Genomic DNA, 13219 nt, shown 5'->3' on the forward strand with positions numbered 1-13219 from the left:
GAATTGATGGTGTCAGATTGCCATTGTGGCGCGCATTGTGCAACACCGGCCTCGTCCATGAACACCGTTTAAGCTCTTGTCTCAAATGGACAGTGTTCCCGTAGCTGAAAGCTGGATAGATTACTTTTAATCTATAGAACAGCTTATCGTGACGAGCAAAAAAAAACGGGCCTGCATTCCCACGCAGCCCCGTTTTTACCACCTAATCAGCTCAAAACGCCGGCAATACCGCCCCTTTGTACTTCTCAAGAATAAAAGCCTTAACCTCCGGGCTATGCAGCGCCGCCACCAGCTCCTTCATCGCCTCACTGTCCTTGTCATCCTCACGCGCCACCAGGATGTTCACATAAGGCGAGTCGCTGCCTTCAATCACCAGTGCATCCTTGGAAGGATCCAACTTGGCTTCCAACGCATAGTTGGTATTGATCAGCGCCAGATCCACCTGGGTCAGTACCCGTGGAATGGTCGCGGCTTCCAGTTCGCGGAATTTCAGGTCCTTGGGGTTCTCGACGATGTCCTTGGTGGTCGACAGGATGTTGTTCGCGTCCTTCAGCTTGATCACGCCGTTCTTCGCCAGCAGCAACAGTGCACGGCCGCCGTTGGTGGCGTCGTTGGGGATGACCACGTTGGCACCGCCGGGGACTTCTGCAAGCGTCTTGTACTTGCTGGAGTACGCGCCCAGGGGTTCCAGGTGCACGCCGGCCACGCTCACCAGGTGGGTGCCCTTGGCTTTGTTGAATTCATCCAGGTACGGCTGGTGTTGGAAGAAGTTGGCGTCCAGGCGTTTTTCCGCCACTTGCACGTTGGGCTGGATGTAGTCGGTGAAGACCTTGACCTGGAGGTCCACGCCTTCCTTGGCCAGCGCGGGTTTGACGAATTCGAGGATTTGCGCGTGGGGCACCGGTGTGGCGGCCACGGTCAGGACCACGGGATCGGCGGCGTGGGCGGAAAAAGCTGCAACGGCAGCGAAGGCAACCAGTAGTCTTTTCATTCAGCTAACTCCTTGTGAGTGTCCGCTTGCGGCGCCCGTTCTCGGCGCCTGCCAGCGAATGGCTGGCTCATGGTTTGTTGGCGCGAGGCCCTTATTTTCTAGAAAAATGCACAACCAGTTTGTCGCCCACGGTTTGCAGCACTTGCACCAGCACCAGCAGCAACACCACCGTGACCACCATGACGTCGGTCTGGAAGCGTTGGTAACCGAAGCGGATCGCCAGGTCGCCCAGGCCGCCGGCGCCGACGACACCGGCCATTGCCGTGTAGGACACCAGCGTAATCGCTGTCACCGTAATCGCTGCAAAGATGCCCGGGCGGGCTTCTGGCAGCAAGGCGTTGACGATGATTTGCCGCGTGGTTGCGCCCATGGCCTGGGTCGCTTCGATGATGCCGCGGTCGACTTCACGCAGGGCGGTTTCCACCAGGCGGGCGAAGAACGGTGTGGCGCCGACCACCAGCGGCGGGATCGCGCCGGCCACGCCGAGGGAGGTGCCGGTGATCAACACCGTGAACGGGATCATCACGATCAACAGGATGATGAACGGCAGCGAACGCAGGATGTTGACGACCAGCGACAGCAGCGCGTACACGCCGCGGGCTTCGAGCAACTGGCGCGGGCTGCACAGGAACAGCAGCACGCCCAGGGGCAGGCCCAGCAGGACGGTGAACAGCAACGAGCCGAACAGCATCAGGAAGGTGTCGCCGGTGGCCAGCCAGATTTCCAGCCAGTCGATGTTTGCAAAAAAATCCATCAGCGCAGGACCTCCATGTGGACGTCGGCGGCGGTGAAGCGGGCGAAGGCCGCTTCCATGTCACCGCCGGTGATGGCGAGGGTCAGTTGCCCGTAGGGGGTGTCTTTGATGCGGTCGATGCGGCCGGCCAGGATGCTGTAGTCCACGCCGGTTTCCCGGGCGACGGTGCCGAGCAATGGCGCGTAGGTGGAATCGCCCTGGAAGGTCAGCCGCACGATGCGCCCTGGGACATGGGCAAAGTCGTCGCGCTGTTCGCTTTCGTCGATTTGCTCGTCTTCCTGGACGAAACGCTTGGTGGTCGGATGCTTGGGGTGCAGGAACACCTCGGCCACCGGGCCTTGCTCGACGATCACACCGGCATCCATCACCGCCACCTGGTCGCAAACGCGGCGGATCACGTCCATTTCATGGGTGATCAGCACGATGGTGAGCTTCAGTTCGCGGTTGATCTCGGCCAGCAGTTGCAGCACCGAGGCGGTGGTTTGCGGGTCGAGGGCGCTGGTGGCCTCGTCGCACAGCAGGATCTTGGGCTTGGTCGCCAGGGCGCGGGCGATGCCGACGCGCTGTTTCTGGCCGCCGGACAATTGCGCCGGGTACTTGCGGGCGTGGTCGGACAAGCCAACGCGGGCGAGCAATTCGGCGACGCGGACGTCGATGTCGCTGCGGGACAGTTCGCCCGCCAGCGTCAGCGGCAGCGCCACGTTGTCGGCTACGGTCTTGGACGCCAGCAGGTTGAAGTGCTGGAAGATCATCCCGACCTGTTGGCGGAAGCGGCGCAGGCCGTTGGCGTCCAGCGCGGTGACTTCTTCGCCGTCGACGATGATCTTGCCGCCGCTGGCGTCTTCCAGGCGATTGATCAGGCGAAGCAGGGTACTTTTTCCCGCACCGGAATGGCCAATCAGGCCGAAGACCTGACCGTTCTCAATCGCCAGATTGGTCGGATGCAGGGCGGGAATATCCTTACCGGACACCCGGTAGGTTTTATGGACGTTTTGAAACTCGATCACGTAGCGAACCTTGTGGGGCGCGTTGGAATGGGATCAGCGGTTAGCCGGGCGCGCATTTTAGCCTGTCCGTATAGAGGTTCTTAGCATTTATTTGCGATCCGACCAGTCATTTGGCAATAACACGATCAAAGGCACAAAAAAGGAACACCGCTTGACGGTGTGGGTCACTGCTAAAGCAGCCACAGATCGCAAAGAGGAGTGACGCCTGATGAGCACCAACAACCCCCCGGTCGACAAGAGCCAATTGGCCGGGACCGACACCCTGGATCGCGGTAATACCAACGCCAAGCTCGACAGCCTGGAAGCCTTTCGCTCCGACGCCACCGAACAGGCGTTGCGCACCAATCAGGGCGTGAAGATCGCCGACAACCAGAACACCTTGCGCGTCGGAGCCCGCGGGCCGTCGTTGCTGGAAGATTTCATCATGCGTGAAAAAATCACGCATTTTGACCATGAGCGCATTCCGGAGCGTATCGTCCATGCCCGCGGCACCGGTGCCCACGGTTACTTCCAGTGCTATGAAGCGCATTCGGCACTGACCAAAGCCGGTTTCCTACAGGACCCGAGCAAGAAAACACCGGTGTTCGTGCGCTTTTCCACCGTACAGGGCCCACGGGGTTCCGGTGACACGGTGCGGGACGTGCGTGGCTTTGCGGTGAAGTTCTTCACCGACGAAGGCAACTTCGACCTGGTGGGCAACAACATGCCGGTGTTCTTCATCCAGGACGCGATCAAGTTTCCGGACTTCGTCCATGCGGTAAAACCCGAGCCGCACAACGAAATCCCTACCGGGGGCTCGGCCCACGACACCTTCTGGGATTTCGTCTCGCTGGTGCCGGAATCGGCCCACATGGTGATTTGGGCGATGTCCGACCGGGCCATTCCGAAAAGCCTGCGCAGCATGCAGGGCTTCGGCGTGCACACCTTCCGCATGATCAACGCCGAAGGCCGCAGCAGCTTCGTCAAGTTCCACTGGCGGCCCAAGGTCGGCACCTGTTCCCTGGTGTGGGACGAAGCCCAGAAGCTGGCCGGTAAAGACACCGACTACCACCGTCGCGACCTGTGGGAAGCGATCGAGATGGGCGACTACCCCGAGTGGGAATTCGGCGTGCAAATCGTTGCCGAGGAGGACGAGCACAAGTTCGATTTCGACCTGCTCGACCCCACCAAGATCATCCCGGAAGAACTCGTGCCCATTACGCCACTGGGCAAGATGGTGCTGAACCGCAACCCGGATAACTTCTTCGCCGAAGTGGAACAGGTTGCGTTCTGCCCTGGGCACATCGTGCCGGGCATCGACTTTTCCAACGACCCTTTGCTGCAAGGCCGGCTGTTTTCCTACACCGACACGCAAATCAGCCGACTGGGCGGGCCGAACTTTCACGAGCTGCCGATCAACCGGGCGATCACCCCGGTGCACAACGGTCAGCGTGACGCCATGCACCGCACCACCATCGACAAGGGGCGCGCCTCCTACGAGCCGAACTCCATCGACGGCGGCTGGCCGAAGGAAACCCCGCCCGGCCCGCAGGACGGTGGCTTCGAAAGCTATCCGGAGCGCATCGATGCCCACAAGATCCGCCAGCGCAGCGATTCGTTCAGCGACCACTTCTCCCAGGCGCGGCTGTTCTACAAGAGCATGAGCCCCCACGAACAGGAGCACATCATCGCCGCCTACAGCTTCGAGCTGGGCAAGGTGGAGCGCGAGTTCATCCGGGCGCGGCAGGTCAACGAGATCCTGGCCAACATCGACCTGGAACTGGCCGGGCGAGTGGCGAAGAACCTGGGCTTGCCGGCGCCCACCGCTGGCACCGTGGACGTCCCGACGCCTTCGCTGGAGAAATCCCCGGCCTTGAGCCAGGCGAACCTGCTCTCCGGGGACATCAAGACCCGCAAGGTCGCGGTGCTGGTGGCCGACGGTGTCGATGGCGCAATCATCGATGCGCTGAAGCAGGCACTGAAAGCCGAGGGCGCCCACGCCAAGGTATTGGGGCCGACCTCCGCGCCGGTCACCACCGCCGACGGGCAAACGCTGCCGGTGGATGCCTCCATGGAAGGGATGCCGTCGATTGCCTTTGACGCGGTGTTCGTTCCGGGTGGGGCGGAATCGATCAAGGCCTTGAGTCGGGACGGCGTGGCATTGCATTACGTGCTGGAGGCCTACAAGCACCTGAAGGCCATTGCGCTTCATGGCGAGGCCCGGCAGTTGCTGGTGGAATTGAAGCTGGGGGTCGATGCGGGGTTGATCGAGGATGTGGATGCGAGCAATTTTCCGCGGTTTTTTGCCGCCATTGCCCAGCACCGGGTTTGGGGACGGGAGGCCAAGGCCAAGGGGGTTCCGGCTTGAGCGGTATCTGAAAAAGATTGGTTGCTAGATAGGACGCTATCGCGGGCAAGCCTTGCTCCCACAAGCCAGCTCCCACAGGTCAGCTCTCACAGGCCAGCTTTCAGGGGAACACATTGACCTGTGGGAGCAAGGCTTGCCCGCGATGCTTTTAGGGTTTTCGAGGCGTCAGGACCACCTGCGCCGGCACGCTGCGCAGGATCTGCTTGCGCAGCTTCAAGTCAAACCCCGGGTCGAGTTTCTTGACCCGCTTGGTCAGCAAGTTCGCCAACCAGGGATAATCCTCGGTGCGCGGCGCCTGGATGCTGACATCGCACTGGTAATTCACCACATCCGCAGCGATAGCATCCAATTGCCGACGCATTTGCTGGATATCGGCGATGTTGAGCGCAATGGTGGTGCTTGGCGCGCTGGGGTCGATCAACTTGGCGACCGGCTTGGCTTCGGCGGCCTTGAGGGCAGCCTCCGCTTTGTCCAGGTCGGCCTTGCGCGCTTCGGCAATCGCGCTGTTGACCTCGCCGGTCAGCGCTGGCGCCTTGGGCATCAAGGCACGGGCACGGCTCAGGGCGGTGGTGGCAGCGTTGACGTCACCTTTTTGCAGGTCGATCTGGCTACGGCGCAGATAGGCCTCGGCCAACTGGCGCTGGAAGGGTTCCAGCGACGCGTCTTCCGGCGATTGGGCCTGCAAGGCGGCCAATTGATCTTCAGCGGTGGCCAGTTCATTGGCGGCCAGGCTTTGTTCCAGCTGCGCGATGGCCGGGCCCCGGGTATCGGGGGCCTCGGTGACCGGTGGCGTACTCTGGCAGGCACCCAGCAGCACTGAAAATGCGACAAGGAGCAGATAACGGGAGGCGAACGGCTTCATTCCTGCGACTCTCTATTTGCGCAAAAAGCGAGCAAGTCTACACCCCTCGACGGGGCAGGACAAAACTCAGCAGAAACAACGCCGCCGCGCTGACCACGATCGACGGGCCGGCCGGGGTGTCCTTGAACCAGGAAAGGGCCAGCCCGCCGCAGACCGCGAGCATGCCCAGCAGGCTCGCGCCCAGGGCCATCTGCTCCGGGGAGCGGGCGTGACGTTGTGCCGCAGCCGCCGGAATGATCAGCAATGAAGTGATCAGCAACACACCGACGATCTTCATGGCCACGGCGATGACCACCGCAATCAGCAGCATCAGCGCCAGGCGCAACCCGGTCACGGGCAGGCCTTCGACCCGGGCCAGTTCCTCGTGCACGGTGACGGCCAGCAACGGTCGCCAGAGCCCAACCAGCAGCGCCAGCACCGCCGCGCTGCCCCCCAGGATCCACGACAGGTCCGTCGGACTGATGGCCAGCAGGTCGCCGAACAGATAGGCCATCAGGTCGATGCGCACATCGTGCATGAAGCTCAGGACCACCAGCCCGAGGGACAAGGTGCTCGGCGCCAGGATGCCCAGCAGCGTGTCGGACGCCAGGGGCTGGCGCTGTTGCAGGGTCACCAGCACCACCGCCAGCAGCAGGCAGCCAACGGTCACCGCCACTGCCGGGCTGACGTCCAGTAGAAAGCCCAAGGCCACGCCGAGCAACGCCGCGTGGGACAAGGTGTCGCCAAAATAGGCCATGCGCCGCCAGACCACGAATGAGCCCAGGGGCCCGGCCACTAGCGCGAGGGCCAGGCCTGCAAGCAGGGCGTACAACAGAAAATCAGCCATGCTTGCAGCCATCTCCATGGACATGGGGGGTAACCGGGGCGCCAATCACCACCGAGCCGTGCAGGTCGTGGGCGTGGTCATGGTGGTGGTGATAAATCGCCAGGCTTTGTGCGTTCTTTCCGAACAGCTCGACGAAAGCCGGGTCGCCGCTGACCTGCTCGGGGTGGCCGGAGCAGCAGACGTGGCGATTGAGGCAGACCACCTGGTCGGTGGTGCTCATCACCAGGTGCAGGTCATGGGACACCATCAGCACGCCGCAACCGTGGCGGTCGCGCAGGCGGGTGATCAGGCTGTACAGCTCGGCCTGCCCTGCCACGTCGACCCCCTGGACCGGCTCGTCGAGTACCAGCAGCTCCGGTTCGCGCAACAGCGCCCGGGCCAGCAGCACCCGTTGCATCTCGCCGCCGGACACGCTTTGCACCGGGCTGTCGATGACCTGTTCGGCGCCGACTTCGGCGAGCGCCGCCAAGGCGCGCTCGCGGTCCACGCCGGGCACCAGGCGCAGGAAACGCAGGACCGACAACGGCAACGTCGGATCGACGTGGAGTTTCTGCGGCATGTAGCCGATCCGCAGCTTCGGCTTGCGCCAGACGCTGCCGCTGTCGGGCTTGAGCAAGCCCAGCACGGCGCGCACCAGGGTCGTCTTGCCGGCGCCGTTGGGGCCGATCAGGGTCACGATCTGCCCGGGCTCGACGCTCAGGTGGATGTCATCCAGCACGTTCTGCCCGGCGAATTTCACGGCCACCTGTTCGAGGCGGATCAACGCGTTGCTCATCAGGCCCCCTGGCAACCGGAGCAGAGGCCGACCACTTCGACGGTCTGGGTGTCGACCACGAAGCCTACGTCCCGGGCGCTGGCGATGATCGCATCGCTGATGGACTTCTGCTCCAGCTCGATGGCGGCGTGGCATTCGCGGCAGATCAGGAACTGGCCCTGGTGGGCGTGCTCCGGGTGGTTGCAGCCGACGAACGCGTTCAGCGAGGAAATGCGGTGCACCAGGCCGTTCTCCAGCAGGAAATCCAGCGCCCGATAAACGGTGGGCGGGGCGGCGCGGCGGCCGTCCTGTTCACTGAGCACCGCCAGGATGTCGTAGGCGCCCAGAGGCTTGTGGCTTTGCCAGACCAACTCCAGCACCCGGCGACGCAACGCCGTCAGGCGCAACCCCTGGCGCGCGCAGAGGGCATCGGCCTCGGACAGCGCGCTGTGCACGCAATGGGAGTGATCGTGGGGACGACTGGCAAGGGGTGTAATAGGCATGGGCAGCGACGAGTTCAGTGAGAGACGTTATTATGTTACCCGTTCTCGCCTCTTCGAGTGGTCATCGTGTCCCGATTTTTTTTGCTCTTTGTCGCTTTTTTCGCCAGTGCCCTGCTGATCGCCCCGGCCCAGGCCGAGGTCAAGGTCCTCACCAGCATCAAGCCGTTGCAGTTGATTGCCGCTGCCGTGCAGGACGGCGTGGGCGTGCCCGAGGTGCTGTTGCCGCCGGGCGCTTCGCCCCATCACTACGCACTGCGGCCGTCCGATGTGCGCAAGGTGCAATCGGTGGACCTGCTCTACTGGATTGGCCCCGACATGGAAGGTTTCCTGCCGCGGGTGTTGAACGGTCGTACGCTGCCTTCCGTTGCGCTGCAAGACCTGCCCGGGCTCAAGCTGCGGCATTTCGCCGAGGACAGCCATTCCCATACCGACGAAGACGGCGATGAGCACGACCATGATCATCGCCCTGGCACGATCGACGCCCATTTGTGGCTTTCGCCACTCAATGCCCGGGTGATCGCCGCAAAAATGGCCGCTGACCTCAGCGCGGCCGATCCAGCCAACGCGGCCCGTTACCAAAGCAACCTCGCCGGTTTCAACCAACGTCTCGACGCGCTGGACACGCGCCTCAAGGCCCGTTTGGCCGGGGTCGCGGGCAAGCCGTATTTCGTCTTCCACGAAGCGTTCGACTATTTCGAAGACCACTATGGCCTCAAGCACGCCGGGGTGTTCGCCGTGGCGGCCGAGGTCCAGCCCGGCGCGCAGCACGTGGCGGCCATGCGCTCGCGCTTGCAGGCGGTGGGCAAGACGTGCGTCTTCAGCGAGCCGCCCCTGCGCCCGCGCCTGGCCGAAACCCTGGTGGCCGGGCTGCCGGTGAAGCTGGCGGAACTGGACGCGCTGGGTGGCTACACCCCGGCAACGGCGCAAGGGTATGAGCAATTGCTGGAAAAACTCGGCAATGACCTGGCGGGGTGCCTGGCCTCGCTGTAGGGCGAACCGCGCCAGCGGTCAGGGCTGGCGATCGAGCTTCTTGAGGAACACGGTCATTTCCTTCTCGGCCTGCTTGTCGCCATGGCCCCGGGCGGCGTCCAGCCCCTGTTCCCAAGCCTTGCGCGCCGCCGCGAAGTCGCCCTGGCCCTGATGCGCCTTGCCCAACAGCTTCCAGGCGGCCGAGTACCGGGGGTCGAGCTCGACGCAGCGTTGCAGGTGCCCGGCGGCACGGGAAAACTCGCCGAGGTCCAGGTAGCCTTTGCCAAGGCCGAAGCGCAGCAGCGGGTTATCCACACCCTTGGCGAGCATTTTTTCCAGGGATTCGAGCATGGGGCATGTCCTTTTTGGCTGTTCCAGTGGCTGGCCTATTGAATGTGAGAGGGTTATCGCGAGCAGGCTCGCTCCCACACTCGATGGAGATCTCTGTGGGAGCGAGCCTGCCCGCGAAGAGGGACAATCCTGTCATTACCCATGCGGGATCAGAAAAAGCTCAACCCCACATGGAACAGCTTCTCCACATCGCGAATGTGTTTCTTGTCCACCAGGAACAGGATCACATGGTCGCCGGTCTGGATGCACAGATCGTCATGGGCGATCAGCACTTCTTCGTCACGGATGATGGCGCCAATGGTGGTGCCCGGCGGCAGGCCGATGTCGCGGATGGCCTTGCCGATCACTTTGCTGGACTTGGCATCGCCATGGGCGATCGCCTCGATGGCTTCGGCCGCGCCCCGGCGCAGGGAGTGCACGCTGACGATGTCGCCGCGCCGCACGTGCGCCAGCAAAGTGCCGATGGTCGCCAACTGCGGGCTGATGGCAATGTCGATGTCGCCGCCCTGGATCAGGTCGACATAGGCCGGGTTGTTGATGATGGTCATCACCTTCTTCGCCCCCAGGCGCTTGGCCAACAGGGACGACATGATGTTGGCTTCGTCGTCGTTGGTCAGTGCCAGGAAGATGTCGGCTTCGGCGATGTTCTCTTCCAGCAGCAGGTCGCGATCCGACGCACTGCCCTGCAGCACCACGGTGCTGTCGAGGGTGTCCGACAGGTAGCGGCAGCGGGCCGGGCTCATCTCGATGATCTTGACCTGGTATCGGCTCTCGATGGCCTCGGCCAGGCGCTCGCCGATCTGCCCGCCGCCGGCGATCACGATGCGCTTGTTGCGCTCGTCGAGGCGGCGCATTTCGCTCATCACCGCGCGAATATTCGCCTTGGCCGCGATGAAGAACACCTCGTCGTCCGCTTCGATCACCGTGTCGCCCTGGGGCAGGATCGGCCGGTCGCGGCGGAAGATCGCCGCCACCCGTGTCTCCACATTCGGCATGTGCTCGCGCAACTGGCGCAATTGCTGGCCCACCAGCGGGCCGCCATAGTAGGCCTTCACCGCCACCAGTTGCGCCTTGCCTTCGGCGAAGTCGATCACCTGCAGCGCCCCCGGGTGCTCGATCAGGCGCTTGATGTAGTTGGTCACCACCTGCTCGGGGCTGATCAGCACATCCACCGGGATCGCCTCGTTGTCGAACAGGTCGGCGCGGGTCAGGTAGGCCGCTTCGCGCACCCGGGCGATCTTGGTCGGGGTGTGGAACAAGGTGTGGGCGACCTGGCAGGCGACCATGTTGGTTTCATCGCTGTTGGTGACGGCCACGAGCATGTCGGCATCGTCGGCACCGGCCTGGCGCAATACCGTCGGCAACGAACCGCGGCCCTGCACCGTGCGGATGTCGAGGCGGTCGCCCAGGTCCCGCAGGCGCTCGCCGTCGGTGTCCACCACGGTGATGTCATTGGCCTCGCTGGCCAAGTGTTCCGCCAGCGAACCGCCGACCTGCCCTGCGCCGAGGATGATGATTTTCATCCGCTCACTCCTTTCGAATCGGTCTTAACCGCGCGCGGCGGCGATCTTGATCAGCTTGGCGTAGTAGAACCCGTCGTGACCGCCCTCCTGGGCCAGCAACTGGCGGCCGTGGGGCTGCTTCAGGCCGGCCTGGGTGGCAATGTCCAGCTCCCGGGCGCCCGAGGTGCGGGCGAGGAAGGCGTCGATCACTTCGGTGTTCTCGGTCGGCAACGTCGAGCAGGTGGCGTACAGCAGGATGCCGCCGACGTCGAGGGTTGGCCACAGGGCATCGAGCAGTTCGCCTTGCAGCGACGCCAGGGCGGCGATGTCGTCCGCCTGGCGGGTGAGCTTGATGTCCGGGTGGCGGCGGATCACTCCGGTGGCCGAGCACGGCGCGTCCAGCAGGATGCGCTGGAACGGCTTGCCGTCCCACCAGGCGCCGGTGTCGCGCCCATCGGCGGCAATGAGTTGGGCGGCCAGGCCCAGGCGCTCGAGGTTTTCCTTCACCCGCACCAGGCGCTTGGCTTCCAGGTCGACGGCCACCACGCCGGCCAGCTTCGGCTCGGCCTCGAGGATATGGCAGGTCTTGCCGCCCGGCGCACAGCAGGCGTCGAGCACCCGTTGACCGGGCGCCAGCTCCAGCAGGTCGGCGGCCAGTTGGGCGGCTTCGTCCTGGACGCTGATCCAGCCCTCGGAGAAGCCCGGCAGGGTGCGCACATCGCCCGGGGTTTCCAGGACGATGCCGTCGCGGCTGTACTGGCACGGGATGGCCGGGATGCCCGCCTCGCCCAGCAACGCCAGGTAGGCATCGCGGGTATGGTGACGGCGGTTGACCCGCAGGATCATCGGCGGGTGAGCATTGTTGGCGGCGCAGATGGCTTCCCATTGCTCGGGCCAGAACGCTTTGAGGGATTTCTGTAACCAGCGCGGGTGAGCGGTGCGCACCACCGGGTCATGCTCCAGCTCGGCCAGCAGGGTTTCGCTTTCCCGTTGGGCGCGGCGCAACACGGCATTGAGCAGGGCCTTGGCCCAGGGCTTTTTCAGCTTGTCGGCGCAGCCCACGGTTTCGCCGATGGCGGCGTGGGCGGGAACGCGGCTGTAGAGCAGTTGATACAGGCCCACCAGCAACAGCGCCTCGACGTCCACGTCGGCACCCTTGAACGGTTTCTGCAACAGCTTGGCCGCCAGGGCCGACAGCCGCGGCTGCCAGCGGGCGGTGCCGAAGGCCAGGTCCTGGGTGAAGCCGCGGTCACGTTCTTCGACCTTGTCCAACTGGGTCGGCAGGGAACTGTTGAGCGAAGCTTTCCCGCTGAGCACGGCGGCGAGCGCCTTGGCGGCGGCCAGGCGCGGGTTCATGAGGCGTCCGCCGCTTGGCCCAGGACCGTGCCGACGGCAAATTTCTCACGGCGGCTGTTGAACAGGTCGCTGAAATTCAATGCCTTGCCTCCGGGCAATTGCAGGCGCGTCAGGCACAGCGCCTGCTCGCCGCAGGCTACGATGAGGCCGTCCTTGCTGGCACTGAGGATCTCACCCGGTGCGCCCTTCCCTTCGGCGTAACTGGCCGCCAGCACCTTCAGGGCTTCGCCGTTCAAGGTGCTGTGGCAGATCGGCCAAGGGTTGAAGGCGCGCACCAGGCGCTCCAGCTCGACGGCTGGGCGGCTCCAGTCGATGCGAGCTTCGTCCTTGTTCAGTTTGTGCGCGTAGGTGGCCAGGCTGTCGTCCTGCACCTCGCCTTCCAGCGTGCCGGCGGCCAGGCCGGCAATGGCCTGGACCACGGCCGGCGGGCCGATCAGCGCGAGGCGGTCGTGCAGGCTGCCGCCGGTGTCTTCGGCGCTGATGGGGGTGCTGGCCTTGAGCAGCATCGGCCCGGTGTCCAGGCCGGCTTCCATGCGCATCACGGTCACGCCACTTTCTGCGTCACCTGCCTCCACGGCGCGCTGGATCGGCGCGGCTCCGCGCCAGCGCGGCAGCAGCGACGCATGGCTGTTGATGCAACCCAGGCGCGGGATGTCCAGCACCACTTGGGGCAGGATCAGGCCGTAGGCGACCACCACCATCAGGTCGGGCTTGAGCGCGGCCAGTTCGGCCTGGGCTTGCCCGTCGCGCAGGGTCGGCGGCTGCAAGACCTGGATGCCGTTCTCCACGGCCAACTGCTTGACCGGGCTGGGCATCAGTTTCTGCCCGCGACCGGCCGGGCGATCCGGCTGGGTGTAGACCGCGACGATTTCATGCGGGCTGGCCAGCAGGGCCTTGAGGTGTTCGGCGGCAAATTCGGGGGTGCCGGCAAAGACGATGCGCAGTGGCTCAGTCATGGGAGGCTCTCGGTTACAAAGCAGTCGCATAAAGAAAAAGG

General features: G+C 64.0%; 13 protein-coding genes. 2 read left to right on the top strand and 11 right to left on the bottom strand.

Annotated elements, in window-relative coordinates:
* Positions 1-211: 211 nt before the first annotated feature.
* The 3 genes from Q6A48_RS06885 to Q6A48_RS06895 all read right to left on the bottom strand — a co-directional run bounded on the left by Q6A48_RS06885 (position 212) and on the right by Q6A48_RS06895 (position 2752).
* On the bottom strand, positions 212-991 hold the full coding sequence (locus tag Q6A48_RS06885; protein WP_304552876.1) for a MetQ/NlpA family ABC transporter substrate-binding protein: 780 nt from the start codon (positions 989-991) through the stop codon (positions 212-214).
* Positions 992-1082: 91 nt separating this feature from the next.
* Entirely contained in the window at positions 1083-1745 is a 663-nt protein-coding gene (locus Q6A48_RS06890) for a methionine ABC transporter permease (RefSeq protein ID WP_304552878.1), read from the bottom strand.
* Positions 1745-2752, bottom strand: coding sequence for a methionine ABC transporter ATP-binding protein (locus Q6A48_RS06895; RefSeq protein ID WP_304552880.1), 1008 nt, complete (start codon positions 2750-2752; stop codon positions 1745-1747). The genes Q6A48_RS06890 and Q6A48_RS06895 overlap by 1 nt, the downstream gene beginning before the upstream one ends.
* Before the next feature lie 208 nt (positions 2753-2960).
* On the opposite strand from Q6A48_RS06895, the gene katE reads away from it, so the two are divergent.
* Complete coding sequence (gene katE, locus Q6A48_RS06900) at positions 2961-5099, top strand: catalase HPII (RefSeq protein WP_304552881.1); 2139 nt, start codon at positions 2961-2963, stop codon at positions 5097-5099.
* A 148-nt stretch (positions 5100-5247) separates the two neighbouring features.
* Here katE and Q6A48_RS06905 read toward each other — a convergent pair whose 3' ends face one another.
* From Q6A48_RS06905 to zur, 4 genes are read right to left on the bottom strand one after another with little or no spacing between them, the layout of a single operon-like run.
* A complete protein-coding gene (locus tag Q6A48_RS06905) occupies positions 5248-5961 on the bottom strand; it encodes a PA5502 family lipoprotein (protein ID WP_304552882.1) in 714 nt (237 codons plus the stop codon).
* Positions 5962-5998: 37 nt separating this feature from the next.
* Positions 5999-6787 carry a zinc ABC transporter permease subunit ZnuB gene (znuB, locus tag Q6A48_RS06910; RefSeq protein WP_304552883.1) on the bottom strand — a complete coding sequence of 263 codons (789 nt, stop codon included), beginning with the start codon at positions 6785-6787 and terminating at the stop codon, positions 5999-6001.
* Positions 6780-7562, bottom strand: coding sequence for a zinc ABC transporter ATP-binding protein ZnuC (gene znuC, locus Q6A48_RS06915; RefSeq protein ID WP_304552885.1), 783 nt, complete (start codon positions 7560-7562; stop codon positions 6780-6782). Before znuC ends, znuB begins: the two co-directional genes overlap by 8 nt.
* Entirely contained in the window at positions 7562-8044 is a 483-nt protein-coding gene (gene zur, locus Q6A48_RS06920) for a zinc uptake transcriptional repressor Zur (RefSeq protein ID WP_304552887.1), read from the bottom strand. Before zur ends, znuC begins: the two co-directional genes overlap by 1 nt.
* 66 nt (positions 8045-8110) lie before the next feature.
* Here zur and Q6A48_RS06925 point away from each other — a divergent pair, with 66 nt between their 5' ends.
* Positions 8111-9034, top strand: coding sequence for a zinc ABC transporter substrate-binding protein (locus tag Q6A48_RS06925; protein ID WP_304552889.1), 924 nt, complete (start codon positions 8111-8113; stop codon positions 9032-9034).
* Between the two features lie 18 nt (positions 9035-9052).
* Here Q6A48_RS06925 and Q6A48_RS06930 read toward each other — a convergent pair whose 3' ends face one another.
* From Q6A48_RS06930 to fmt, 4 genes are all read right to left on the bottom strand, one after another.
* Positions 9053-9364 (bottom strand): tetratricopeptide repeat protein, encoded by a 312-nt coding sequence (locus tag Q6A48_RS06930; protein WP_304552890.1) that lies wholly within the window; start codon positions 9362-9364, stop codon positions 9053-9055.
* A 149-nt stretch (positions 9365-9513) separates the two neighbouring features.
* A complete protein-coding gene (gene trkA, locus Q6A48_RS06935) occupies positions 9514-10887 on the bottom strand; it encodes a Trk system potassium transporter TrkA (RefSeq protein ID WP_304552892.1) in 1374 nt (457 codons plus the stop codon).
* 24 nt (positions 10888-10911) lie between these two features.
* Entirely contained in the window at positions 10912-12222 is a 1311-nt protein-coding gene (rsmB, locus tag Q6A48_RS06940; RefSeq protein ID WP_304552894.1) for a 16S rRNA (cytosine(967)-C(5))-methyltransferase RsmB, read from the bottom strand.
* Positions 12219-13178 (bottom strand): methionyl-tRNA formyltransferase, encoded by a 960-nt coding sequence (fmt, locus tag Q6A48_RS06945; protein ID WP_304552896.1) that lies wholly within the window; start codon positions 13176-13178, stop codon positions 12219-12221. Before fmt ends, rsmB begins: the two co-directional genes overlap by 4 nt.
* Positions 13179-13219: the final 41 nt, after the last annotated feature.

The sequence above is a fragment of the Pseudomonas citrullilanati genome, assembly GCF_030580855.1.
GTDB classification, from domain to species: domain Bacteria; phylum Pseudomonadota; class Gammaproteobacteria; order Pseudomonadales; family Pseudomonadaceae; genus Aquipseudomonas; species Aquipseudomonas citrulli.

Bases quoted from the DNA above. Each gene is read 5' to 3' on its own strand.
- Q6A48_RS06885 (WP_304552876.1), bottom strand. From the start codon at position 991: ATGAAAAGACTACTGGTTGCCTTCGCTGCCGTTGCAGCTTTTTCCGCC.
- Q6A48_RS06905 (WP_304552882.1), bottom strand. From the start codon at position 5,961: ATGAAGCCGTTCGCCTCCCGTTATCTGCTCCTTGTCGCATTTTCAGTG.
- rsmB (WP_304552894.1), bottom strand. From the start codon at position 12,222: ATGAACCCGCGCCTGGCCGCCGCCAAGGCGCTCGCCGCCGTGCTCAGC.
- fmt (WP_304552896.1), bottom strand. From the start codon at position 13,178: ATGACTGAGCCACTGCGCATCGTCTTTGCCGGCACCCCCGAATTTGCC.
- Q6A48_RS06930 (WP_304552890.1), bottom strand. From the start codon at position 9,364: ATGCTCGAATCCCTGGAAAAAATGCTCGCCAAGGGTGTGGATAACCCG.
- znuC (WP_304552885.1), bottom strand. From the start codon at position 7,562: ATGAGCAACGCGTTGATCCGCCTCGAACAGGTGGCCGTGAAATTCGCC.
- Q6A48_RS06890 (WP_304552878.1), bottom strand. From the start codon at position 1,745: ATGGATTTTTTTGCAAACATCGACTGGCTGGAAATCTGGCTGGCCACC.
- zur (WP_304552887.1), bottom strand. From the start codon at position 8,044: ATGCCTATTACACCCCTTGCCAGTCGTCCCCACGATCACTCCCATTGC.
- znuB (WP_304552883.1), bottom strand. From the start codon at position 6,787: ATGGCTGATTTTCTGTTGTACGCCCTGCTTGCAGGCCTGGCCCTCGCG.
- trkA (WP_304552892.1), bottom strand. From the start codon at position 10,887: ATGAAAATCATCATCCTCGGCGCAGGGCAGGTCGGCGGTTCGCTGGCG.
- katE (WP_304552881.1), top strand. From the start codon at position 2,961: ATGAGCACCAACAACCCCCCGGTCGACAAGAGCCAATTGGCCGGGACC.